The 23,282-nt window shown below is 60.3% G+C and carries 17 protein-coding genes and 2 pseudogenes; 15 read left to right on the top strand and 4 right to left on the bottom strand.

Features of this window, described 5'->3' with window-relative positions; genetic code table 11:
* The first annotated feature begins 138 nt into the window (after positions 1-138).
* Positions 139-723: a nuclear transport factor 2 family protein gene (locus tag AC0L2A_RS19115; RefSeq protein WP_473610130.1), complete on the top strand. Its 585-nt coding sequence runs from the start codon at positions 139-141 to the stop codon at positions 721-723.
* Positions 724-1,422: 699 nt separating this feature from the next.
* Positions 1,423-2,064 (top strand): nitrogen fixation protein NifQ, encoded by a 642-nt coding sequence (locus tag AC0L2A_RS19120; protein ID WP_473610088.1) that lies wholly within the window; start codon positions 1,423-1,425, stop codon positions 2,062-2,064.
* Here the strand turns inward: AC0L2A_RS19120 and rpoN are convergent.
* Together rpoN and AC0L2A_RS19130 are read right to left on the bottom strand one after the other, a co-directional pair.
* A complete protein-coding gene (gene rpoN / locus AC0L2A_RS19125) occupies positions 2,043-3,452 on the bottom strand; it encodes an RNA polymerase factor sigma-54 (protein WP_473610090.1) in 1,410 nt (469 codons plus the stop codon). The genes AC0L2A_RS19120 and rpoN overlap by 22 nt on opposite strands.
* Before the next feature lie 180 nt (positions 3,453-3,632).
* Positions 3,633-4,166, bottom strand: a complete 534-nt coding sequence (locus AC0L2A_RS19130) for a redoxin family protein (RefSeq protein ID WP_473494385.1) — start codon at positions 4,164-4,166, stop codon at positions 3,633-3,635.
* 1,646 nt (positions 4,167-5,812) lie between these two features.
* Here AC0L2A_RS19130 and AC0L2A_RS19135 point away from each other — a divergent pair.
* Positions 5,813-6,961, top strand: coding sequence for a DUF418 domain-containing protein (locus AC0L2A_RS19135; protein WP_473610091.1), 1,149 nt, complete (start codon positions 5,813-5,815; stop codon positions 6,959-6,961).
* 1,023 nt (positions 6,962-7,984) lie between these two features.
* Here AC0L2A_RS19135 and AC0L2A_RS19140 read toward each other — a convergent pair.
* Positions 7,985-9,211 (bottom strand): MFS transporter, encoded by a 1,227-nt coding sequence (locus tag AC0L2A_RS19140; protein ID WP_473610093.1) that lies wholly within the window; start codon positions 9,209-9,211, stop codon positions 7,985-7,987.
* Positions 9,212-9,842: 631 nt separating this feature from the next.
* On the opposite strand from AC0L2A_RS19140, the gene nifH reads away from it, so the two are divergent.
* From nifH to AC0L2A_RS19185, 9 genes are all read left to right on the top strand, one after another.
* Complete coding sequence (nifH, locus tag AC0L2A_RS19145) at positions 9,843-10,736, top strand: nitrogenase iron protein (RefSeq protein ID WP_404926324.1); 894 nt, start codon at positions 9,843-9,845, stop codon at positions 10,734-10,736.
* 93 nt (positions 10,737-10,829) lie between these two features.
* On the top strand, positions 10,830-12,332 hold the full coding sequence (gene nifD, locus AC0L2A_RS19150; protein WP_473610095.1) for a nitrogenase molybdenum-iron protein alpha chain: 1,503 nt from the start codon (positions 10,830-10,832) through the stop codon (positions 12,330-12,332).
* Positions 12,333-12,462: 130 nt separating this feature from the next.
* Entirely contained in the window at positions 12,463-14,004 is a 1,542-nt protein-coding gene (gene nifK, locus AC0L2A_RS19155) for a nitrogenase molybdenum-iron protein subunit beta (RefSeq protein WP_473610096.1), read from the top strand.
* 62 nt (positions 14,005-14,066) lie between these two features.
* Positions 14,067-15,569, top strand: a complete 1,503-nt coding sequence (nifE, locus tag AC0L2A_RS19160) for a nitrogenase iron-molybdenum cofactor biosynthesis protein NifE (RefSeq protein WP_473610097.1) — start codon at positions 14,067-14,069, stop codon at positions 15,567-15,569.
* On the top strand, positions 15,566-16,948 hold the full coding sequence (gene nifN / locus AC0L2A_RS19165) for a nitrogenase iron-molybdenum cofactor biosynthesis protein NifN (RefSeq protein ID WP_473610098.1): 1,383 nt from the start codon (positions 15,566-15,568) through the stop codon (positions 16,946-16,948). Before nifE ends, nifN begins: the two co-directional genes overlap by 4 nt.
* Positions 16,914-17,411 carry a nitrogen fixation protein NifX gene (gene nifX, locus AC0L2A_RS19170; RefSeq protein WP_163603092.1) on the top strand — a complete coding sequence of 166 codons (498 nt, stop codon included), beginning with the start codon at positions 16,914-16,916 and terminating at the stop codon, positions 17,409-17,411. The genes nifN and nifX overlap by 35 nt, the downstream gene beginning before the upstream one ends.
* Before the next feature lie 16 nt (positions 17,412-17,427).
* Positions 17,428-17,907 (top strand): NifX-associated nitrogen fixation protein, encoded by a 480-nt coding sequence (locus tag AC0L2A_RS19175; RefSeq protein ID WP_473610100.1) that lies wholly within the window; start codon positions 17,428-17,430, stop codon positions 17,905-17,907.
* A gap of 73 nt (positions 17,908-17,980) precedes the next feature.
* Positions 17,981-18,685 carry a response regulator transcription factor gene (locus AC0L2A_RS19180; protein ID WP_473535558.1) on the top strand — a complete coding sequence of 235 codons (705 nt, stop codon included), beginning with the start codon at positions 17,981-17,983 and terminating at the stop codon, positions 18,683-18,685.
* Positions 18,686-18,781: 96 nt separating this feature from the next.
* On the top strand, positions 18,782-19,669 hold the full coding sequence (locus AC0L2A_RS19185) for a universal stress protein (RefSeq protein ID WP_473610101.1): 888 nt from the start codon (positions 18,782-18,784) through the stop codon (positions 19,667-19,669).
* Positions 19,670-20,218: 549 nt separating this feature from the next.
* Here the strand turns inward: AC0L2A_RS19185 and AC0L2A_RS19190 are convergent.
* Positions 20,219-20,782 carry a hypothetical protein gene (locus AC0L2A_RS19190; protein WP_473610103.1) on the bottom strand — a complete coding sequence of 188 codons (564 nt, stop codon included), beginning with the start codon at positions 20,780-20,782 and terminating at the stop codon, positions 20,219-20,221.
* A gap of 238 nt (positions 20,783-21,020) precedes the next feature.
* On the opposite strand from AC0L2A_RS19190, the pseudogene AC0L2A_RS19195 reads away from it, so the two are divergent.
* The 3 genes and pseudogenes from AC0L2A_RS19195 to AC0L2A_RS19205 form a co-directional block, all read left to right on the top strand.
* A pseudogene (locus tag AC0L2A_RS19195) lies at positions 21,021-21,344 on the top strand (FAD-dependent oxidoreductase); the annotation flags it as partial.
* A gap of 454 nt (positions 21,345-21,798) precedes the next feature.
* Positions 21,799-22,015, top strand: a pseudogene (locus AC0L2A_RS19200) (ATP-binding protein); the annotation flags it as partial.
* A 67-nt stretch (positions 22,016-22,082) separates the two neighbouring features.
* Positions 22,083-23,249 (top strand): NAD(P)/FAD-dependent oxidoreductase, encoded by a 1,167-nt coding sequence (locus AC0L2A_RS19205; RefSeq protein WP_473610104.1) that lies wholly within the window; start codon positions 22,083-22,085, stop codon positions 23,247-23,249.
* Positions 23,250-23,282 lie beyond the last annotated feature (33 nt).

Below are 23,282 nucleotides of genomic sequence, written 5' to 3' on the forward strand. Positions count from 1 at the left end.
GAAGGGGTGCGATCCTGCCCCGAACTTGCGCTGGAAGTCGACGATCCACCCGCTGCGCGAATTGTTCCGGAGGCCACCCTCAAACCGAAGACTGGCGTCCCGGAACACGTCAGAACCACGGAATTTGCGCCAGACCCGATGGACCAAGCAAAGATTGCCGAACTGCTCGACCGTGAGGCGATCCGCGACTGCCTTTATCGGTTTTGCCGCGGGATAGACCGCGCCGACGAGGCGGCGCTGCGCAGTGCGTACTGGCCCGACGCACATGACTGCCACGGGCCCTATCGCGGCCCGGCCGAGGGCTTCATTCGGTTTGCGCTCGATGTCTTCAAGACCGGACCGCGCAACATCCATCAGATCACGAACATCCTGATCGAATTCATTAACGCGGCAGAGGCCACGGTCGAGAGCTATTTCACCGCGCTGCAACGCGGACCGGACGAAGACGGAGAGGTACGCCAGAAGCTTCTATGCGGGCGCTACTGCGATCTGTTTAAAAAGAGGGCAGGGGAGTGGCGGATTGCCGAACGCACCGTCGTGTATGACTGGCTCGAAGAGCAGATCCCATCGTCGGTGCTGGAGGCAGAACGCTTCGGCACGCGACAGCCGATCGGAACACCGTATCCGGACGATCCGGTCTATGCGCTCGGGAAGCCTCGCACTGCTTCTCACGACAATGCCTTCACAGCTTCGGAACCGCATCAGTGGGACGACGGACTATGAATACTTTGCAACGCCACAGCGACACCCTGCAAAGTAAAGATGCGGCCGGCAGGGACCCCGCGACGGCGAGACTGTGACAGCGCTCTGCTCTGAAACCATGAGCGCACCGAGGACGCCGGTCTGCATCGATTTGCTGGAGCTTAGCAGAGCCGCTCATCGATCCTGAACCGGCCAGATCGTGTCACAGACCCAGTTGGGAGATTTCGACCAGGGACAATGCTAACAGACCGAATTGTGGTTCGACCAGACAATTCCCGCCATCAACAACGCGCTGGGTCATGCGCGGGTTGAGTTCGCAATGCCGTACAGATTGTATAACGAACGTCCACCGGCCGCTCATGACCGGACCCTCTAGATGCCTCTGATGAGTAGCGCTTTGGTCACCCTGGACGGCTCCTGACGGGCTGCCCGAATATCTCACCTGCCGAGGGCTTTGCTTGCACGGGCCAACGCCGCTGCTGAAGGGGTCTGCTTGAGCGCGGTCCCTTCACCGAGTCTAACCCAGGGTGAAGTCCTCGCGCTTGCGACGGTAGCGCGGTGACTTCGAAGGCGAGCTCAAGGCGTGGTCATGGCGGTCGACCCGCGGCCCGCTGTATTGGGCTGTATGGGGTCGAGCCTGCGCCGGCGCGTCCCCTAGTCAGACACATGTGCTCGCGGCAGGGCCGCTGCATGACGAGAACAAACCAGGAGAACGGGACCATGTCCGCCCATAAAGACGCATGTGTCGGCGCCCGCCAATGCCCCACCGTCGAGCCGGAGAGGGGGTTTGACGAGCATGTCCTTGCCTGCGTTCTCTCGTGTGCGCTGAAGGAGGTCGAGGCTGGCGAAGCGACAGCGACGGAGTCAACAGGGCTTTCTCTTGCCGAGCTGCGCGAGGTCCTGCCCCGGGGTATGTCCGCAACCGCTATGGCGGCCTTAGCCTTGGAAGACGTCAGCGATCCTGAGCCGGGCATGGAGGAAGAACTTCTGCGCGGCCTTCTTATGGCGCATGCCCGGCCGAGCGACCCGGCGAGCGCGCGCTTCGCTAAGATCGTCGCCCGGCGTGCCATGCGCGATGACCATCTTTGGCAGGATCTAGGTCTTCTCAATCGGGCCGAGCTCAACCGCCTGCTTGCCACGCATTTTCCGATGCTTGCGGCCGGCAATACCCGAAACATGAAATGGAAGAAGTACTTTTACCGCAGACTCTGTGAGGCCGAAGGGTTTTCGCTATGTACTGCGCCCAATTGCCGGGAATGTAGCGATTTCGACAATTGCTTCGGCCCGGAGGAGGGCGAATGTGAAGAACGCGTCACATTTGATTTAGAGGCCGCTTTTGGTCACGAGGCCTTGAGGCCTTGATCGCCGTCGCGCCACAAGCGCTTTTCCCGGCGGCGCTGTATGGAGGAGGGAATATTCATCGCCTCGCGATACTTGGTGACCGTGCGGCGAGCGAGATCTATGCCGCATTCCTTGAGCCGGTCAGCGATGTCATCGTCAGAAAGCATGTTATCAAGCGATTCTTCGGAGACCATCGCTTTGATCCGATGGCGGACAGCTTCGGCGGAGTGCGCTTCACCGCCTTCACAGGAGGCGATCGCGACAGTGAAGAAATACTTGAGTTCGAACACACCGCGTGGGGTAACCATGTACTTGTTCGAGGTCACCCGGCTTACAGTCGACTCATGCATGTTGATCGCGTCAGCGACCGTCCTGAGATTGAGGGGCCGTAGGTGGGCGACGCCATATTCCAGAAAGGCATCCTGCTGGCGCACGATTTCGGTGGCAACCTTAAGGATCGTCTTGGCGCGCTGATCGAGGCTGCGGATCAACCAGTTCGCGTTTTGCAAGCATTCATTGAGAAATGTCATGTCTTTCGATTTTTTGGCGGCTCGGCAGGAAACCTCCGCGACATAGCTTTGGTTGATCAGCACCTTGGGCAGCGTATTCGGATCAAGTTCGATCTGCCATCCACCTCCTGGCGAGCGAAGGACCCATACGTCCGGTATCACGCATTCTGGCGTTCCCGACTGGAATGTGTTTCCAGGCTTGGGGTCAAGCGCACGGATTTCCTGCAGCATGTCGAGAAGATCTTCTTCATCGACGCCGCAACGCTGCTTCAATGTCTGAAAATCGCGTCGCGCAAGCATCTCAAGGTTGGCAACCAAAACCGCCATCGCCGGGTCGAACCGGTTTCGCTCGCGCAACTGTATCTCGAGACATTCGCTGAGCGATCGTGCGAAAATTCCCGGTGGATCGAAGTGCTGCAAGACGCCCAGCACCCGTTCCACATGGGCCAGCCCGACGTTTAGGGTCTCAGCCAAGTCCGAAGGACTTACCCGAAGATAGCCAGTGTCATCCAGATGCCCGGCAAGCTGATTAGCAATCAGCCGCTCGTGCGGTGTGAAGGCAGTGAGGGAGATCTGACGAGCGACATGGTCGTGCAACGTTTCGGCTAAGGCGACAAACTCCTCGTAGGCAGGACGCTCGCCCGGCGTGGTGTTCGTCGTGTTGGGCTGGGATTTCCCCTGCCTGGGCAGGTCCGGGGACCTTGCCCAGTCCGGTCCTTCAACCTCGCCAGACCGGCCTTCGTCGTTTGGCGCATGCTCCAGAAGCGGATTTTTCTCGAGCTCCTGGTCCACGAACTGATGCAGTTCGGCATGCGTCAGCTGCAACAGGCGAATCGACTCGATGAGTTGAGGCGATGCCGCAAGAGACTGTTTCTGAAGTAGGCTGAAGGACGATTTCATGGTGAGTTCGGTATTCCTGTCAAAGAAGCTCTTGGCGGTGGCTAATTAGATCTCTCACAGGTCGACGCTTCTAAGCCGCGTCACGTTTGAACGACCTCACAGGCCGCGCGCCTCCAGAGCTTTGCGCTCTGCACACAGTGTCGTCCAAAAAGCAGTTGCGCATGGTCGATGTGCACCAGGTCACGCAGCGTCCTTCAATGATTGAAGGACGTTCTGCGGGGATGAGACGCCATAGGGGTCGGTCTCGCAGTTGTCGGAGAAACCTTCCTCCTCAAACCACTGCTCCACCACGCCATTATTGAGCAGAGCCGCGTAGCGCCAGGAGCGCATACCGAAGCCCAGATTGTCCTTGGCAACCAGCATGCCCATTTTGCGCGTGAACTCGCCAGACCCGTCCGGGATCAGCTCGACCTTCTGCAGCCCCAAGGACTTTCCCCATGCATTCATGACAAAGGCATCGTTGACCGAGAGGCAGTAGATCGCGTCAACTCCTTCTTTCTTGAAATCCTCGTAGAGATCTTCGAAATTGGGCAGTTGGTAGGTCGAGCAGGTCGGGGTGAAAGCGCCAGGCAGGGAGAACAGGATGACGCGTTTGTCGGCAAAGTAGTCGTCGGATGTTTTTTGTTCCCAACGGTATGGATTTGGCCCCTGGACTGAATCATCGCGAACACGCGTGAGAAATGTGACGAATGGGACCTTCTTTTGACCGGTCATCAACTTGCTCCTTTGAAGAAACTGGCGCACTGAAATCTTACTGAGGCTGGCGCATACCGCGCTGTGGTGCTGCCCTTCGCGAGACAATGCCTACGCGGCTCCCGATCCTTTCCCCGTTCCGGTGTATGGGAAACGGCCCGGCTCCAGATGTTCGGATCTCCAAACCGGGCGATGCCCAGTGCTCAGCGAGAATAACCACCGCCGCCTTTGTCGATCGTTTAGAGCTTCGTGTGCCAGCCATGGTTCGGTATCGGCTTTCATCGTGTTCAATGGGCTCTGCGCACGAGCAGCAAGAGGCGTGCCATTTGCAATGAAGCTGCTTCTGCACCAAAGTTTCCCGTTCGGACGACGTCTTTCGCCAAGCCCGATGCGCGCCATAGCCGTCAGGTGTGTAGCGCGGATGTTTGCGCTTCCGCCGGCTGGCAAACGATGCACCACACAGCGCAAGCCCATGCCCACGGCGCAGCCGCGGGCATCACCGCAGCGAAGGGGCACGGTGTGCGCCGTAGCCGTGTTCGCAGAGGCATGGCGGCCGCTCTTCGGCGATCGCCATGATCCCGCGTCGATAACGATCGAATTTGGCTCGGCCACGATCATGACACGCTTGGCGTTCCAATTGGCTTCGCCGTGCGCGCCCATCGAAACCTCTGTGTCGGAAACGGAACGAGATTTGTCGCAAGGCCGACCGAAAGGTCGCCAAGCCGCCGCTGGTTAGCGGGAAGGGGCGCAACGCCAACGGAGCGCCAACCGGGCACGCAAATTGCGGTCGATGATCTTGTCGGTGGCACGTCCGCAATTCGAGCGAGAGCCTCGGCTGCGCCCTAACGTCGGCTTTTCAAGACGATGATTTGACGGGTCTCGCCAACTCGCGTCGAAGTTTGCTGAACATACGCTGCCTGACCTTCAAACGGCCCATGAAGAGCAGATTTCGCCCTACCTCCCAAGCTCGTCGGCTCCGCCAGTGGGACGAATTCGATGCCATGAAGCTGGCGGACATGCTAATCGCGACGGTGAAGCCGTTGCCCTGACACCTTGCAACATCAGGACAACGTGCGACCCCTTTCACGCGTCCTCCCGTCAGATCATTAGCGATTCCCCTCTTGTCGAGCACGACGCGCTTCCATCTCGGCTAGGCCCATTCCGACTCAGGTGGACGGCCCCGGTGAGCCGATGGCCTCAATTCCGGCCGGGTGCTTGCCACCGGTGGCACCGAGGCAAGCGGCTTCCGCCGCCGGCACTGCAGGTCCAGGAAGCGCTGGACCTCGATCGTTTGGACTCTTTTCTGTTCCGGCGAATCTTGAAGGTGATCTGTCACGGTGGCTAGGCATACAGGTTTCACCAGAGGGCTGAAGCTGGCCGCGATTACTGAGGCCCGCGCGGCGTGCTGGTCGGATAATCCACTGTCTTCTGTGGTCTCTCGGGCCGCCGCCCATCCGTGAAAACGTCGGCTGCGCGACACCTTGTGTGTCGGATTTGTCAGGTCCGCGCCAACAGGCTCGGCGACCCAAGTCTGTGTTTGCCGCAGGCTATAGCTCGATCCGCCAGATTGGCACGAGCTTTGCTCCCTCGGGGCGAGACCACGGCAGCAGCCGACGGGCCTCCTATCGCGGGTCCCGCGATGAATACAACCAACGAAGGAATCCACCATGGCACTGCCGCACCGCATCTCCGAGAGCGGGTCACGAGATGGGTGGGCTGCAGCTCGGTTGGTCGGCATCGACCTTGCTCGCGGCTTGGCTGTCTTCGGCATGTATGCCGTCCATGTGGGTCCCGGCAGGGGCGAAGGACTGGTCGGTCATATGATGGCCTTCCCCTTTGGGCGCTCGTCCGTCCTGTTTGCCGTATTAACGGGTTTTTCGCTCATGCTGATTACCGGCCGCAACCCGCCGAAATCGGCGCTAGCCGGTAGACATGCCATTGCCAAGGTTGCAATTCGCGCCCTTATTCTGCTCGCGCTTGGCGAAATCCTGACCTATGTCAAGGCGCCGGTCCCCGTCATTCTGGCATACTACGGAGTCTGCTTCCTGTTGGTCCTGCCGCTATATCGGCTAAGCGCACAGCGGCTCGGGTTGATCGCGGCGGTGGCAGCATTGGTTCTCCCGCAGGTGCGTTTCCTCCTTCTCAAAACATTTGGCTCCGGGAGCTCGGACCCCGAGCTGTTCACCCTCCTGGTCAGCGGCAACTATCCCGCCTTGACCTGGGTTCCTTTGCTGATCGCAGGCATGGCCATGGCGCGCTTTGACCTTCGCACGCGCGCAATGCATTTGCGCCTTGGTGTAGCCGGCGTCGCGCTGGCCGTGTTGGGCTTTGGGGCATCCTCGCTCGCGCTGCATTTGATGCCTGGTGTAAGCGCCGAGTTGGCCGATTTGCGGGAACTTTGGTGGTGGCGGGACTTGGACGATCTCACAGCGAGTTGGCTATGGATTGCCTCGCCTCATAGCGAGACGACGTTTTGGATTTTTGGCAGCGCCGGTTGCGCAATGATCATCGTGGCGGCTTGCTCGCTTGCCATGGATGCGCTCCCGTTCGTGCGAAAGCTGGTCTCGCCGATAATCGCGGTCGGCTCGATGCCTTTGACGGCCTATCTTCTGCATATTCAGGGAATATATATGCTTGGAGAACCTCACTCGCTGTCCGCGCTCTTTGGCTTGATCGTGGTTGTAAGCGCTTTCGCGGTGCTTTGGCTGCGCTTCTTCCACCGAGGACCGATGGAAGCGCTGATGGGTTGGATCGCAGATCGAGCGACGCGACGTCCGCTGAGCATCACGTCGGCCCGACTTTCGGATCGACAGTGACGCTCGCCAAAGAAAGCGACTGACCGGATGGGCCGACATACGACAACTAAAATATCGCGCCTGCTCGGTACCATGGTGGTGGCTACCGCCGCCTTGAAACCATTGGCCCGCGCGCCGCTTTGAGGATACGAAATCCGAGTATCCTGGCGCAGTGTGCGCGGTGTGTTTGATGCATCGCGAAAGTCCTTACTTTCGGATTGAGCGAAGCCCTGTCGATCTCCATGATATGAGGCTGTCAACCTAGCGAATACGCCCGTTCCGCCGCTGAAGACGAACTCGCATTGAGATCAGGCGGCGCCATGCGCGCAAGTGCTTGCCAAAGCCGTCGTTGTCGGTTGACCGTGCCGTGTCGTTGGCTTGGTAGAGCCTGCGGATGGCCACCGATGTGCCGTATGGAATTCGCTTGCCTTCTTTTCGCGGAAGTCTTTCGATATGAAACTGGTTAGTCGCTCTCGAAGAGAGATAGTCGCACGAGCTGAGAGCGAGTTGACGCTCCGCAAGTTGGATCCGGCGGGGCAACACGCATTCTGCGCGCTTTTCTGACGGCCTGCTCGAATTTGTGGGCCTTCGGCACTCGCGCAGCTCGTCGCGGGTTCGACTTGAGTTTCGGATCGTGCAGGCGTGCTGTCGGGAACCGCCTCTCAGCGACTGTTGCGCGCGATAGAGGTGGCGGGCGCAACGGTCGAACTACGGGCCGGCCCGGCGTTTCTCGTGGCGCCAAATCGCGGCCAGATCGAGTCGGCGCCTCAAGAACCGCGCCCGGTCAACATCTGACAAGCACCACCGCGCTCGCCCGGGCTGCGTAACCTGACCAACTCCGCCCGGGCGAACGCTGATGCACTTACTGTAGCCGCGAACGGTGAAGCCGGCGAGGCGAGGCGCCCGGCACTGGTCGGGCCCCAAGCGGAGGCAATAGCAGCGAACTCCACGCGGCCTGTCCGATAGGCGAGACGAAGCCCTGAACCGACAAGGTAGTCGTGGGCAGGATCGCGCCGCAAGGCTGGTGCGATTAGGTCTCTCCCGTCAGGAGGTGTAGTTTGCGCCTTTCGGGCCGAATAGGAACGCTGTGAGGGCGGCGAGGAACGTGGCTACTGCGCTGTAGGCAAACACACTGGCGACGCCGGCATTGTTCACTAGCAATCCGCCGAAAATCGCACCGGCTGCGATGGCAATTTGGAACGTTGACGTCATCAGCACACCGGCGCTTTCAGCCTGCTCGGGAACGGCGCGCAGCACCATCCAAGTCTGTACCCCCACCGGCACCGCACCGAAGCCAAAGCTCCATACAGCAACCGCAATTGCCGAGGCGGACGCCGATGCTCCAGGCATCAGCAACGAGACAGCGGCTATCGCCATGAGCAGGGGCGGCAGCGCCGCGACTGCCTTGAGGCTGTGTTTCGCCAGGAATGCGCCGGCTAAATTGCCGAAGAAGCCGCATACGCCAGAAACGAGCAACAGCAGCGAGATCGTCTCGATATGGAGCGCGGGAATCTTCTCGAGGTAAGCCCGGACATAGGTGAAGCTGGCGAAGTGCCCAGAAGCGACCAGCAATACGACCAAAAACGCGACCTTGATGGTTGGCTTCTTGATTACATTCAGCAGACCGCGGAATCCAGCCATTTCAACCGGCGGCAACGTCGGAATGGTTACGAGTTGCACCAGCAGTGTAACGGCATTGACGGCTGCGGCGATCGCGAAGGTGGCTCGCCATCCCCAGATGTCGCCGACGTAGGCGCCGATCGGAGGCGTGCAAACGATGGCGACCGAAACGCCGGTGAAGATTATTGACATGGCGCGCGGCAGGAGGTGATTTGGAACGAGCCGCATCGCCAGCGATGCCGAAATCGACCAGAAGCCTCCAAGCGCAATGCCGAGCACGACGCGTGCCGCCAGGAAAACCGGTAGCGACCACGCGAGCTCAGCCAGAAGGTTGGACAGGATCTGAAGCAGCATCATCGCCCACAGGACGATCCTGCGGTCCAGGCGCTTTGTTATGAAGGCGACCGTCGGCGCAGAGATCGCCGCGGCAATCGCCGTCGCTGTCATCGTCTGTCCAGCCGCACCCTCTGTGACATGCAGATCATGCGCGAGCGGCGTCAGCACGCTGGCAGGCAAAAGCTCTGCCGCTACCAGCCCGAAGGTGCCTAGGGCAAGCGATATGACCGCGCCCCATGCGGGACGAGACCGTTGATCCGGCTTTTCTGGGCCGTGCAGAAAAGTCTCCATGAAGCCTGTCGCGGATTCGGTCATGAATAAGCTCGCCACCTTGGGTGCAACTACAACATGGGTTGGCTGCATTGACCCGCATTCGTGCCAGGAGCACGCCGTTGCCGGCGGCGACGCACGAAGGGAATGTTCATCGCTGCCCGACATGTTTTGACAGCGCCGCGTGCAATATCAGTGCCGGTTTGTCCCAGCCGGACGAGGATGTGATCGTCGGCAGGCGTCGCATCAGTCATGTTCCATGCCGACTTCGCGGGCCAGTCTCGAACCAGCCATGCGCAACCAGCTACCGAGCACGGATGGCTGATGTCCCGCAGCGGGGCACGCCGCCGGTCGCTTGCCGCGCCTGTATGCAGCCAAAGGCGGCTCTAGCTCGAAGGCCCAGCTTCCTCCCTAGCGGTCTCGAAGCTGACGCCTTTTGTCGGGCTTTGTCGGGTCCGCTACAGGGTTTGTCCCGACAATCACTTGTTTGGCAGCAAACACTTGTGGGAGCTCAGGCTGACTCGCGGGATATAAACGAAAAAATCCCTGTTGAGTTATAAGCCAGTCTACTTGGCACGAGTCTTGAGACCCTTTCGGTGTGAGGCGGCAAAAGCTGCCCATCGGCATTCATATTGCGGCCAGCCGCGACGGATGGAACGAAGGAAGGAAATCTATAATGTCAGGTCTGCGTCAGATCGCCTTTTACGGAAAGGGCGGCATCGGCAAGTCCACCACCTCCCAAAACACGCTCGCCGCCCTGGTCGACCTCGGGCAGAGAATCCTCATCGTTGGCTGCGATCCCAAAGCCGACTCCACCCGCCTGATCCTGAACTCGAAGGCTCAGGATACTGTCCTGCATCTGGCGGCACAGGAAGGTTCGGTGGAAGATCTCGAGCTGCAGGACGTGCTCAAGATTGGTTACAGAGGCATCAAATGCGTGGAATCCGGCGGCCCGGAGCCGGGTGTTGGTTGCGCCGGCCGAGGCGTCATCACATCAATTAACTTCCTCGAAGAGAACGGCGCCTACGACGATGTCGACTATGTCTCCTACGACGTGCTCGGCGACGTGGTTTGCGGCGGTTTCGCGATGCCAATTCGCGAGGGGAAGGCGCAGGAAATCTACATCGTTATGTCCGGGGAGATGATGGCGCTCTATGCCGCCAACAACATCGCCAAGGGCATCCTGAAATATGCCCATTCGGGCGGCGTGCGGCTCGGAGGCCTGATCTGCAACGAACGTCAAACCGACCGTGAGCTCGACCTCGCTGAAGCCCTGGCTTCCAGGCTCAATTCCAAGCTCATCCATTTCGTGCCGCGCGACAACATCGTCCAGCACGCCGAGCTCAGGAAGATGTCAGTTATCCAGTATGCGCCGGATTCCAAGCAGGCCGGAGAGTACCGCGCGCTGGCCGAGAAGATCCATGCCAATTCTGGCCAGGGCACCATCCCGACGCCGATCACCATGGAGGAGCTCGAGGACATGCTGCTCGACTTCGGCATTATGAAAACCGACGAGCAGATGCTTGCCGAGCTTCAGGCCAAGGAAGCGGCCAAGACGGCCGCCCAGTAACGACCGATATTGGTCGCCTCTCGAGTTGGGGCGCCTTGCAAAGAACGGGCGCCTCATCGGTGGGGCGTCATCAGACACCTTGAAAGGGGTCCCATGAGCCTGGAATACGAGAATGATGGTGCTCTCCATGCGAAGCTTATCGAGGAGGTGCTATCGCAATATCCCGACAAAGCGGCGAAGCGCCGCAAAAAACACCTCAGCGTCGCAAAGAGCGGGGATGAGGCTGGCGGGGAAAGTGAGATCCTTTCCGAATGCGACGTCAAATCGAACATCAAGTCCATCCCCGGGGTGATGACAATACGCGGCTGCGCCTATGCCGGCTCAAAGGGCGTGGTCTGGGGCCCAGTCAAGGATATGGTCCATATCTCGCACGGCCCCGTCGGTTGCGGCCAATATTCCTGGTCACAGCGACGCAATTACTATGTGGGCACAACGGGCATCGACACGTTCGGGACAATGCAGTTCACCTCCGATTTCCAGGAGAAAGACATTGTCTTCGGCGGTGACAAGAAACTGGAACAGATCATCGACGAGATCGAGGTGCTGTTTCCGCTGAACAACGGCATCACCGTGCAATCCGAATGTCCGATCGGTCTCATTGGTGATGACACCGAGGCAGTTTCTCGCAAGAAGGCCAAGGAGTACGAAAAGACCATCGTGCCGGTGCGCTGCGAGGGCTTCCGCGGCGTCTCGCAATCACTCGGCCACCACATCGCCAATGACGCGATCCGCGACTGGGTCTTCGACAAGAAGGACGTCGAGTTCGAGGTCGGTGCTTACGACGTCAACGTGATCGGCGACTACAATATTGGCGGCGACGCCTGGGCCTCGCGCATCTTGCTTGAGGAGATAGGATTGCGCGTGGTCGGCAACTGGTCGGGCGACGCAACACTCGCCGAGATTGAACGCGCGCCAAAGGCCAAGCTCAATCTCATCCACTGCTATCGCTCGATGAACTACATCTGCCGGCATATGGAGGAAAAGTATGGCGTCGCCTGGATGGAGTACAATTTCTTCGGACCGTCCCAGATCGAGACCTCCCTGCGCAACATAGCCAAGCATTTCGGGCCGGAAATCGAGGAGAAAACCGAGAAGGTGATCGCCAAGTACAGACCGCTTGTTGACGCCGTCATCTCCAAGTATCGGCCGCGTCTCGAAGGCAATACCGTCATGCTATACGTCGGTGGCCTGCGCCCCCGCCACGTCATCACAGCCTACGAGGACCTCGGCATGGTCATCGTCGGCACCGGCTACGAATTCGGCCACAACGATGACTACCAGCGCACCGGTCATTACGTAAAGAACGGCACGCTGATCTATGACGACGTTACCGGCTATGAGTTGGAGAAGTTCATCGAGGGAGTTCGCCCCAACCTCGTGGGCTCCGGCATCAAGGAAAAATACCCGGTGCAGAAGATGGGCATTCCGTTCCGTCAGATGCACTCCTGGGACTATTCGGGGCCTTATCACGGCTATGACGGCTTTGCCATTTTCGCGCGTGACGTGGATCTTGCCATCAACAATCCGGTCTGGGACCTCTACCACGCCCCTTGGAAAGAAAGCCCGCCCAGTGGGCGGGCGATAGCTGCCGAATAGACCCCCTGTCCTGGCCTAGTCTCCCCAGAGAGACCACGAACCCGGCGGGCTTGTGAGCCCCGGGAAACCGGAAACGTCTTGACGTACTGAGCTGCCGAATGGCGCGGCCAGATTAAACAGAGGAATACCAATGCCGCAGTCGGCCGAAAAGATTCTCGACCACGCTCCCCTGTTCCGCGAGCCGGAATACAGGCAAATGCTCGCCGAGAAGAAGCTGAATTTCGAATGTCCGCACCCGGATCAGATCGTCACCGATCAAGGCGAATTTACCAAGACCTGGGAATACCGCGAAAAGAACCTCGCCCGAGAAGCGCTTGTGATAAATCCCGCCAAGGCCTGTCAGCCCCTCGGCGCGGTATTCGCGGCCGCGGGCTTCGAGCGGACCATGTCCTTCGTCCATGGCAGCCAGGGCTGCGTAGCCTATTACCGCTCGCACCTGTCGCGCCATTTCAAGGAACCTGCTTCGGCGGTTTCCTCCTCGATGACCGAGGACGCGGCAGTGTTCGGCGGCCTGAAGAACCTGGTCGACGGGCTCGCCAACACATACCAGCTTTACGACCCGAAAATGATCGCAGTGTCGACGACATGTATGGCGGAGGTCATTGGCGACGACCTGCACAGCTTCATCCAGAACGCCAAAGACGAAAATTCGGTCCCGCGCGACTTTGACGTGCCCTTTGCCCACACGCCCGCCTTCGTCGGTAGCCATGTCGACGGCTATGATGGCATGCTGAAGGGCATTCTGGAGCACTTCTGGAAAGGCCAGGAGCGCACGGAAGCCAAGGGAACCATCAACGTCATTCCGGGCTTCGACGGCTTCTGCGTTGGCAACAACCGGGAACTCAAACGCCTGCTCGATGTGATGGGTGTGTCCTACACCTTCATCCAGGACGCGTCTGACCAGTTCGACACGCCATCGGACGGGGAATACCGCATGTATGACGGCGGCACGAAGATCGAAGAGGTGAAGGGGGCACTCGACGCCGAGGCGACGGTTTCACTGCAGTACTACAACACCCGAAAAACCCTCGACTACTGCGGGCAAGTCGGGCAGGCCACGGCTTCGTTCCATTATCCGCTCGGCGTCCAGGCGACTGACGAGTTCCTGATGAAGATCTCGGCGCTTTCCGGGAAGGAAATCCCCGAAGCAATCCGGCTGGAGCGCGGCCGACTGATTGATGCCATGGCGGACAGCCAGTCCTGGCTGCACGGCAAGAAATACGCGATCTACGGCGACCCGGACTTCGTGTACGCCATGGCCCGCTTCGTCATGGAAACGGGCGGCGAGCCGACACATTGCCTCGCCACCAACGGCACCTCGGCGTGGGAAGCCCAGTTGAAGGAACTGCTTGCATCCTCGCCCTTCGGCAAGGACGCTCAGGTCTGGGCGGGCAAGGACCTTTGGGCTATGCGGTCACTGCTCTTCACCGAGCCAGTGGACCTGCTGATCGGCAATTCCTATGGCAAGTATCTGGAGCGCGACACCGGCACCCCGCTGATCAGGCTGACGTTTCCGATCTTCGACCGGCACCACCACCATCGCTTTGCGCTCATGGGCTACCAGGGCGGGTTACGCGTGCTGACGACGATCCTCGACAAGATCTTCGACAAGCTCGATCGCGAGACGAGCCAGACGGGCGTGACGGACTATTCCTATGACCTCACCCGCTAGAACACACGGCCGGCTTTTCGCACAGGCGGTTCGTTGCCGAATTGGCTTTGGGGACTGACGCGATGACCTCGCTCAGTGCCAAGATCCAGGACGTTTTCGAAGAGCCCGCCTGCGACAAGAACCGTGGAAAGGATGCCAAGGCACGCAAGCAGGGCTGCACAAGCCCGCTGACGCCGGGAGCGGCAGCGGGCGGTTGCGCCTTTGACGGGGCCAAGATCGTCCTGCAGCCGATCACTGACGTTGCGCATCTGGTCCATGCGCCGCTCGCCTGCGAGGGCAATTCCTGGGACAACCGCGGTGCAGCTTCGTCTGGGCCAACCTTGTGGCGCACAAGCTTCACCACCGACCTTACCGAACTCGAGGTGGTGATGGGGCAGGGCGAGCGGAAGCTCTTCAAGGCGATCCGCGAAATCAAGGAAGCGTATGCGCCGCCGGCAGTCTTTGTCTATTCGACCTGCGTGACGGCGCTCATCGGCGACGATATCGAGACCGTCTGCAAACGCGCCGCCGAAAAATTCGGCTTGGCCGTAGTCCCAATCAATGCGCCGGGCTTGGCCGGCTCCAAGAACCTTGGCAACAAGCTCGCCGCCGAGGCGTTGCTCGACTATGTCATCGGCACGGTGGAACCCGACGACGCCGGTCCGTACGACATCAACATACTTGGTGAATTCAACCTTTCCGGCGAATTCTGGCTGATAAAGCCGCTCCTTGATCGGCTCGGGATCAGGGTACGCGCCTGCATTCCGGGCGACGCGCGCTATCTCGACATTGCTTCCGCGCATCGCGCCCGGGCGGCTATGGTGGTGTGCTCGACGGCCCTCATCAATCTAGCCCGCAAGATGGACGAGCGCTGGGACATCCCTTTCTTCGAGGGCTCCTTCTACGGGATCTCGGACACCTCGGAAGCCCTCCGCAAAATTGCTGAGCTGCTGGTGAGGAAGGGCGCCGATCGGGAGATCCTCGACCGCACAGAGACGCTGATCGCTGAGCAGGAGGCGATTGCATGGGAGAAGCTCGAGGCCTACCGGCGGGGGCTGCAAGGCAAGCGCGTGCTGCTCAACACGGGTGGTGTGAAGTCCTGGTCAGTCGTCCATGCGCTGATGGAGATCGGCATGGAGATCGTGGGCACCTCGGTCAAGAAATCCACAGTCGAAGACAAGGAGCGCATCAAACAGATCCTAAAGGACGACAACCACATGTTCGAGCAGATGGCAGCGCGCGACCTTTACGCCATGCTCTCAGAAGGCAAGGCCGATATCATGCTGTCGGGTGGGCGCACGCAATTCGTCGCGCTCAAGGCCAAGACGCCCTGGCTCGACATCAACCAGGAGCGCCAACACCCTTACGCGGGTTACGACGGCATGGTGGAACTCGTACGCCAGATCGACCTCGCCATTCACAACCCGATCTGGTGCCAGGTGCGCGAGCGGGCCCCGTGGGAGTGCCAGCCCAATGGGAAGGACGAATTGCCGAGCACCAAGAATGACACGGCGACCATGCGCGCTGTCCAGGAATTCGCCGGCACGACGCGGACTATTTCGGCTGGTGTTGAGGAAATCCGATGACCCGCATCCTTTCCCAGACCAAGTCAGCCTCGGTTAACCCACTGAAATCATCACAGCCGCTGGGCGCCGCCTTGGCCTTTCTAGGGATCGACGGCGCAGTGCCGCTGTTCCACGGCAGCCAGGGCTGCACCAGCTTCGCGCTCGTGCTCTTCGTGCGGCATTTCAAGGAAACGATCCCCCTACAGACCACCGCCCTGGATGAAGTGACAACCATCCTCGGCGGGTCGGACAATCTGGAAGAGGCGATCCTCAATCTTAAGACTCGCACGAAGCCAAAGCTGATCGGGGTCTGCACGACAGCGCTGGTGGAAACCCGTGGCGAAGATTCCGCAGGCGACATCGCCGACATCAGGCTGAAACGGGCGGAAGAACTCGCGGGTACTGAGATCGTGCTGGCCAACACGCCGGATTTCAGCGGCGCCCTCGAAGAGGGCTGGGCCAAGGCTGTCACCGCGATGATTGAAGGCATTACGCGGCCTGGCGAGCGGGCGCGCCAGTCAAAGAAGATCGCAATCCTGCCCGGCTGGAACCTCACTGTGGCTGACATCGAGCATTTGCGCGAGATGGTTGAAAGCTTTGGGCTGCACCCGGTGATTTTGCCGGACCTCTCAGGCTCGCTTGACGGTACTGTACCAGACCACTGGGTCCCGACCACCTATGGCGGTACGAGCGTCGAGGACATCCGCGAGCTCGGCGCGGCCGAGCACTGCATTGCCGTCTGCGAGCATATGCGCCGGCCGGCCGAGGTGCTGCACAAGGTGACCGGTGTCCCTTACGTGCTGTTCGAGTCACTGACCGGATTGAAGGACGCCGATCAGTTTGTTTCCCTGCTGTCCACGATTTCTGGCGAGTCTGTGCCGGCCAGTGTGCGCCGCCGGCGGGCGCAATTGCAGGATGCGCTGCTCGACGGACATTTCCATTTCGGAGGCAAGAAAATTGCTATCGCTGCTGAACCAGACCAACTCTATCAATTCGCAACCTTCTTCACGGGCATGGGCTCCAAAATCGCGGCGGCGGTCACGACGACCGATATGTCGGAAATTCTGGAAAAGGTACCGGCGGAGTCGATTCAGATCGGCGACCTCGGCGATTTGGAAACGCTTGCCGGCGGCGCTGATCTTCTGGTCACCCATTCACATGGACGCCAGGCGTCGCAGCGCCTTGGCATTCCGCTCATGCGCGTCGGCTTCCCCGTGTTCGACCGGCTCGGCAGCCAGCACAAGCTCTCAATCCTCTATCAAGGGACCCGTGATCTGGTTTTCGAGGTTGCCAACATGTTCCAAGCCGACCGGCATGCGCCGACGCCTGAGGAACTTGATCCATTCCGCAAGCGGGAAACGCCAGGTGGGCCCCGTTCGTCGCCTCTCACTCGTCACTGACGAGGTTCAAGGTCCGATGCGTGAACGACAAGCAGGCGCTTTGCGCGTGGCAATCGCAACCCAGGACATGAAGGAGCTCAATGCACATTTCGGGTCCGCCAAGCGCTTTGTCATCTACGATGTGACGCGCGAGGAATGGAACCTCCTGGAAGCCCTTGCCTTCGACGACGTCTCCGACGAAAGGGGGAAACATCGGACCGAGGGGGATGACCGCATCGCACCGAAGGTGGAAGCGCTGAAGGGCTGCCACCTCCTGTTTTGTCTGGCGATCGGCGGACCTTCGGCAGCCAAGCTTGTCTCGGCAAAAATCCATCCAATCAAGGTGCCGCAGCCACAACCCATCCAAGAGGTGCTGTTGCGCACGCAGACGATGCTGAGGACATGTCCTCCGCCCTGGCTGCGCAAGGTGCTGGCCGAAGCTGGTGTCGCCGGAGAGAAACCGTCCTTCGAGGACGAGGACTGAAACGAGGAAGAGCGAAATGTTTGAAGTCGCGGTTAGCCCTGCTGTCAACGAGGACGAGGCGGCCCTTGCCAGCCCGTTCGTCAAATGCCTCGTGCGGTTGATCCGTGCTCAAGATTCCCACGGGTCATGGGACGGCAAAGCGGACGCCGAGTTGCTGGCCGACTTCATCGTCAGCAAGGAACAGCGCCGTACGATTCCAATAATCGGCGATCCCGATCCGGACGTGCTGTGGAGGCTCGACAAGTTTTACACTGCCGTCGCCCTTGCGATCGAAGAGCGCTCCGGCCTGATGGCATCGCCGATGATCGAAATGAGCCATGAGGGCTTCGGGCGCGTGCTTTTCACCGCCGGGCGTCTGGTCGTTCTGTCCAAGACCGTGCGCGACGTGCATCGGTTCGGCTTCGAGACCCTCCGCAAGCTCGCCGAGGCCGGCACGAAACTGGTCGGCGACGCAATCGCAGCCATCGAAACCTATCCCGAGGTAGCACGCGCGTGATGGAAGCAGGCGTCGATGGCCACCTTACGCCGCCGACCCGGTCCGGGCCGATGGGGCTCTTGGGATAGTGCCGATGAAGCCGCTGGTGCTGATCTGTTCGGACGATGCGGAGTTCTATCTGATGTATAGCCACGTTCTGGAGGCGGACGGCTTCGCCAGTGAGCCGGCAGGCTGCGTGAAGGATGCATTTGCATTGGCCGACCAGCGGGACTTCAAGGCTGTGGTGCTGGACTGCGGGCCAGCGAGCATAACCGGGTCTGCAATCTGCGCCCGGCTCAAGGGGGAGCCGCGGACCGCCGACCTGCCCATCATTGCCCTGATCGCGCCGGGCGCGGCGAACCAGCACCTCGATCTCCTGAAGGCCGGCATTGACGAGAGCTTTGTGCGGCCGATCGCCCCGGCCAAGCTGCTCGACTGTCTACGCGCGAGGCTGGCGCTGACCAAGCGGGGTGCAAATGGTCTTGAAAATGGCGGTTGGCTCTCCTGTGGCGGCCTCGAGATAAAGCTCGACGCCCACCGGGTTCGCGGTAACGGCCACGACATCCACCTCGGACCCATCGAGTTCAACGTGCTGCGGCTTATGATTGAAGCTCCCGGGAAGGTCTTCAGCCGGGACGAACTTATCGGCGCGGCCTGGCCGCCCAACATCCATGTCGGTGCACGCACCGTCGATGTGCATATCAGTCGCATCAGAAAAGCCCTGAAAACGGCTTCGCCCGGCAGCGTCATTCGCACCGTCAGGTCGGCTGGCTATTCGCTCGAGAAGCCGGACGACTGAATTAAGTGCTGGGTGTGGTGCCACTCCCTCCCGCGCGCGGTGAGCCGGTCCTGCGGCCTGAAACGCCCTAAACGAACACTCAGGAGAAGCAGGCAAATGGCTTTTAAAAGCGTACTCTGTGCGACCGGCGCTGACAATTCCGATCAGGACGTCAGAACTGCCGCCGGCTTGTGTGCCGAAGTCGGCGCGCATCTTTCCGTACTGGTTATACCGCCTCCGATGCTCCTTATGTCGTATCCGTCGATCGGAGATGGTGTCCCCGAGTGGCCTGGAGGACGTGGACAGGCAATTGCCAGATTGAATGACCGGTTTCGACAAATCGACCGATTTACACAGGACGTGGCCAGAATGGAAAGACGCTCCAAAGATATCCAGAGACTGCTGAGAGCTATGTCGCTCGCCTATGACGTTGATACCGACTATTGCGATCCGGCAAGCCTCGGCGAAGTGGCACGACAGCGGGCGCTCTGCGCCGACCTCACGATCATCGGACCGTGTCTCCTCAATGACGAGAATCTCGGACCTCCTGTTGTCAACGGCTGCTTGTTCGATACGGGAAGGCCGGTGCTCGTTGTGCCGAAGGGCACTGAGGCGACTTTGTGGCCACGGCGCGTCCTGGTCGGTTGGGATTCGCGAGTCGAGGCGTCCCGTGCGGTTCGGGAAGCGCTCGGTGTCTTATGCGCTGCTGAGGAAGTTCGTGTTGCCCTGGTCGATCCGAAGGCGAACTATAACGGGAACGGCGCGGAGCCTGGAGCCGACATCGCTGCCTATCTCACTCGGCACGGTGCTCGGGTGTCGGTTGACCTGTTGCCAAGTGCCGGCAAACCGGCGGCCACGGTGCTTGCGCAGCACGCAATCGAGACGTCTGCCGACATGATAGTCATGGGCGCTTATGGCAGCCGTCGGATGCGTGAGCGGCTCTTTGGCGGCGTGACGAGATGGATCTTTGAGAAGCCGACATTGCCGCTGTTTTTGGCTCGCTGACTGGTTGCGGAGCCGCACCGATGCTGTTCGAAGCTCTACGGTGATGCGTGGATTCATACCGTAGATGCGCTCCATCGAAACAATCGAGTTTACGGAGAGTAACGAACATGAAAAAGCTTTGATCAGGAGGCGCCGCCCACCGGAAATCTCTCCGGTCATGCGCAAGGCGGAAGGTGGAACGGAGTCCTCCCAATTCTGATGCCCAGGGTACACCACGCAATTTAATCGCTCGCTTTCCTGGCGCAATCCTGCGGACACGAGCCTGACGATTGTGCTCGCGAACGCGAGACGCTTTCCGTCCTTTGTCGAGGCTGCCTTCAGGCGTGTCGGGAGGGAGATCGTCTGGAAGGGGAAGGCATTGACGAGGTAGGCCGCGAACACAGGAGTAACCAGGCGCTGATCCGGATAGAAGCGGCTATTTCGGGCCCGGCCGAGGTGGACCTGCCGATTGGCGAGGCCTGCTAAGGCGGCCACCAAGCACGGTTGGAAGCCAAAGACGACTTTTGATGAGCTCGTCTAATGGTCGAGATCGATTGTCACGCTTCGGAATCACGCTCGTTTAAAGGGAAAGATAATGATCTCGCTGGAGGGCAAACGCGTCTGGTCTCCGGCCACGGCCGGCATGGTTGGGGTGCGCAGTGGTGCGCCGCTGTCCGGCGCGCCCGAGGCAAAGGCCCTACGTGGCTTGCCGTTGTAAAACCAGCTCGCCGGATAGCCGGACACTACGCTGGCGTTGTCAACGGAGTTCGGGTCAAAACCGTCTCTGTAGAACCCCACCGTATGAAAGATGAAGGTATCTCGTTCGATATCGACGAGAACGATGATGTGCGGCTTCCACCCGAACCTCGGGTCGAAGCCGCTCATCCGATCCTGGAGCCGTGAGTCAACGCCCGCGGTCAGATAATCCTTGCTGCTCCCAGCGTTGAGAACATCTGCGCCGGATCCGCAGAGCTTGTCATAGTCCCTCCCAAAAATGCGCGGTTCGTCGCGGCCATTGTCACCGGAGAGTTCGTCCCATGCCTTCTCGCCGCAGGATCCGTGATCGTTTTCCCGGGTCAAAGATTGGCAGTCGCCTCCGCAATCGGCGATCCGGTCGATGCCACTGGAACCCAAGCTAACATCGTGACGCTCGTTGCCGAAGGTTTGGGAAGCTGGTTGACCGCTAAGAAACCGTATCAGCTGTAGGATGAATTTTTTGTTCTCAATTCTCCCAGATGCAGCCCACCACGCGACGAAGCGCCTCCATATATCGCTCGTCGAGTCATCGCTCTAATCGATTGCCATTATGCTCTCATTTGCACGATGAATGTTCCCACGTGCCGCCATGCGCACTGCTCGGCGGGAAGGCGAAAACGCCTATGTCGCTCGCAACCGTCTCGACCTCTCGGAAGAGCCCGCGGCCCGTCGGATCGACCGGGATCGGCAATCCGTGACCAATCCGATCCGCGAGCTCGACCTGGGGCGATCGTATGGGCGACAGGCTTTGCTGTCGACTACAGCTGGCTGAAGGTCGACGCCTTCGACGAGAAGGGCCGGCCAAGGCACCACCGTGGCGTCTCGAGCCAGCTCGGCCTGTTTCCTGGGTTTACCTTGGCAGTCGCAAAGAGGGTCCAGCTTCTTCTGGGGCGTCTGGCATGATGCCAAACACGTGGCCGACCGTATTTCGACGCAGTGAAAATATCTGGCCTACCATGCTGCCGCGAAGGGCCAGCCCGTGGATGCCTGACCTGACCCTGCCCGGCCTGCGGTGTGGAAGGCTCATTGCCGCGAGCATCCATCCGCCCGCATCGTCGGTTATCCGACTATGTCGGGTTCCGGACGAGCTGGAATTCGAGAACTCATTGCTTGGGCAGACTTCTTTTCCGGCACGCTTCATGCATGGGAGTTTTCGAACGCATTTGTGAGACGTCATCCCATGGTAGCCCCTCGAAGAACGAGCCGCGCCCGTTTGAAAAAGCCACATCCTGTGGTGGAGGCAGCCGCTAGAAGCCGCCGTAACACCCGGAAAAGCTGCGCGACAGCATCACACGCGTCCTTCTCGCCCTTGGCGTGGCTTTGGCGCCCGCTGTCGATGTCGCCGACCTTGAGCCCAACGACGACAGGCTTTTGCCTTCCTCGCAGTAGCGACCGCGGACGACAAGGCCATTGTCCTGGTGAGCGACTACGGCGCCGGCATTTCGCCCAGCAACCGGATCCGCATTTCGAGCCATTCTTCACCACACGCCGCGATTTCGGCGGCACCGGCATGGGCCTCGGCATCGTGCTGGCCCTCCTGAAGATGGCACGATCCGCCTGGTTGACTCCGAGCGCGGCACGCGCTTCGAGATCATCCTGCCGGCTGTATGAAATGGAGCACGATCTTTTCCGAAAACCGGCTTTCGGGATCATGCTCTAGAACTGGAGAAGCGAAAAAGTGCGCTACGACATCGCCATCATCGGCGGAGCCATCGTCGGTTCCTCGATCGCCTATTATCTGCGCGAGGAAGGGTTTTTGGGCTCGATCGCGCTGGTCGAGCGCGACCCGCAGTTCGCCCATGCGGCGACGACGCTGTCCTGCGCTTCGATCCGCCAGCAGTTTTCGATTCCGGAAAACATCCGGCTGTCGCAGTTCACGCTGAAACTGTTCCGGCGGCTGACGGAAGAATTCGGGGCCGACGCCGATATCGGCTTTCGCGAAGGCGGCTATCTCATCCTTGCCGGCGAGAACGGGTTGCCGATTCTTGAGGCCAACCACCAGACGCAGTTGGCCGAGGGCGCCGACATCGTGCTTGAGGATGCGGAGGCGCTCGTCCGCCGGTTTGCATGGCTGTCGGCCGAGGGCATCACCGCCGGCGCCTATGGCCGCAGCGGCGAGGGCTGGTTCGACGCGCATGCCATGCTGATGCTGTTCCGCAAGGCGCTGCGCGACAAAAACATCGATTTCATCACCGCCGACGTGACCGGCATCGAACGGCAGGGCGACCGTGTCACCGGTGTCAGCCTCGACAATGGCGAAAGGCTCGACGCCGGCATCGTCGTCAACGCCGCCGGGCCGAATGCCGGAAAAGTTTCGGCAATGGCCGGACTGCTGCTGCCGGTGGAACCGCGCAAGCGCAATGTCTTCATCTTCGAGGCGCGCGAGAAATATGACGACATGCCGATGCTGGTCGATCCCTCAGGCATCTATGTCCGGCCGGAAGGCTCGGTCTACATCACCGGCGGGGCCGAGCCGGGAGACGGCGACGGCCCCGCCGATCCCAGCGATTTCGAACCCGACTGGCCGCTGTTCGAAGAGGTAATCTGGCCGGTGCTGGCGACCCGCATCCCGGCCTTCGAGGCGATCAAGCCGACGCGCGCCTGGGCCGGTCATTACGACTACAACACGCTCGACCAGAACGCGGTGATCGGCCCGCATCCGCAGGTCGGGAATTTCCTGTTCGCCAACGGTTTTTCCGGCCACGGCCTGCAGCAGGCGCCGGCGGTCGGCAAGGCGCTGGCCGAGCTGATCGTGCATGGCGGTTATCGCACGGTGGACTGCTCGGCGTTCGGGTACAGCCGTGTCGCTGAGGGGCGGGCGTTCCGGGAATTGAATGTGATCTAACGCTGGCGGGACAGCACCCCTCTGGCCTGCCGG

The organism is Mesorhizobium sp. WSM4844 (genome assembly GCF_055811775.1).

Bases quoted from the DNA above. Each gene is read 5' to 3' on its own strand.
- AC0L2A_RS19115 (WP_473610130.1), top strand. From the start codon at position 139: ATGGACCAAGCAAAGATTGCCGAACTGCTCGACCGTGAGGCGATCCGC.
- AC0L2A_RS19120 (WP_473610088.1), top strand. From the start codon at position 1,423: ATGTCCGCCCATAAAGACGCATGTGTCGGCGCCCGCCAATGCCCCACC.
- rpoN (WP_473610090.1), bottom strand. From the start codon at position 3,452: ATGAAATCGTCCTTCAGCCTACTTCAGAAACAGTCTCTTGCGGCATCG.
- AC0L2A_RS19130 (WP_473494385.1), bottom strand. From the start codon at position 4,166: ATGACCGGTCAAAAGAAGGTCCCATTCGTCACATTTCTCACGCGTGTT.
- AC0L2A_RS19135 (WP_473610091.1), top strand. From the start codon at position 5,813: ATGGCACTGCCGCACCGCATCTCCGAGAGCGGGTCACGAGATGGGTGG.
- AC0L2A_RS19140 (WP_473610093.1), bottom strand. From the start codon at position 9,211: ATGACCGAATCCGCGACAGGCTTCATGGAGACTTTTCTGCACGGCCCA.
- nifH (WP_404926324.1), top strand. From the start codon at position 9,843: ATGTCAGGTCTGCGTCAGATCGCCTTTTACGGAAAGGGCGGCATCGGC.
- nifD (WP_473610095.1), top strand. From the start codon at position 10,830: ATGAGCCTGGAATACGAGAATGATGGTGCTCTCCATGCGAAGCTTATC.
- nifK (WP_473610096.1), top strand. From the start codon at position 12,463: ATGCCGCAGTCGGCCGAAAAGATTCTCGACCACGCTCCCCTGTTCCGC.
- nifE (WP_473610097.1), top strand. From the start codon at position 14,067: ATGACCTCGCTCAGTGCCAAGATCCAGGACGTTTTCGAAGAGCCCGCC.
- nifN (WP_473610098.1), top strand. From the start codon at position 15,566: ATGACCCGCATCCTTTCCCAGACCAAGTCAGCCTCGGTTAACCCACTG.
- AC0L2A_RS19175 (WP_473610100.1), top strand. From the start codon at position 17,428: ATGTTTGAAGTCGCGGTTAGCCCTGCTGTCAACGAGGACGAGGCGGCC.
- AC0L2A_RS19180 (WP_473535558.1), top strand. From the start codon at position 17,981: ATGAAGCCGCTGGTGCTGATCTGTTCGGACGATGCGGAGTTCTATCTG.
- AC0L2A_RS19185 (WP_473610101.1), top strand. From the start codon at position 18,782: ATGGCTTTTAAAAGCGTACTCTGTGCGACCGGCGCTGACAATTCCGAT.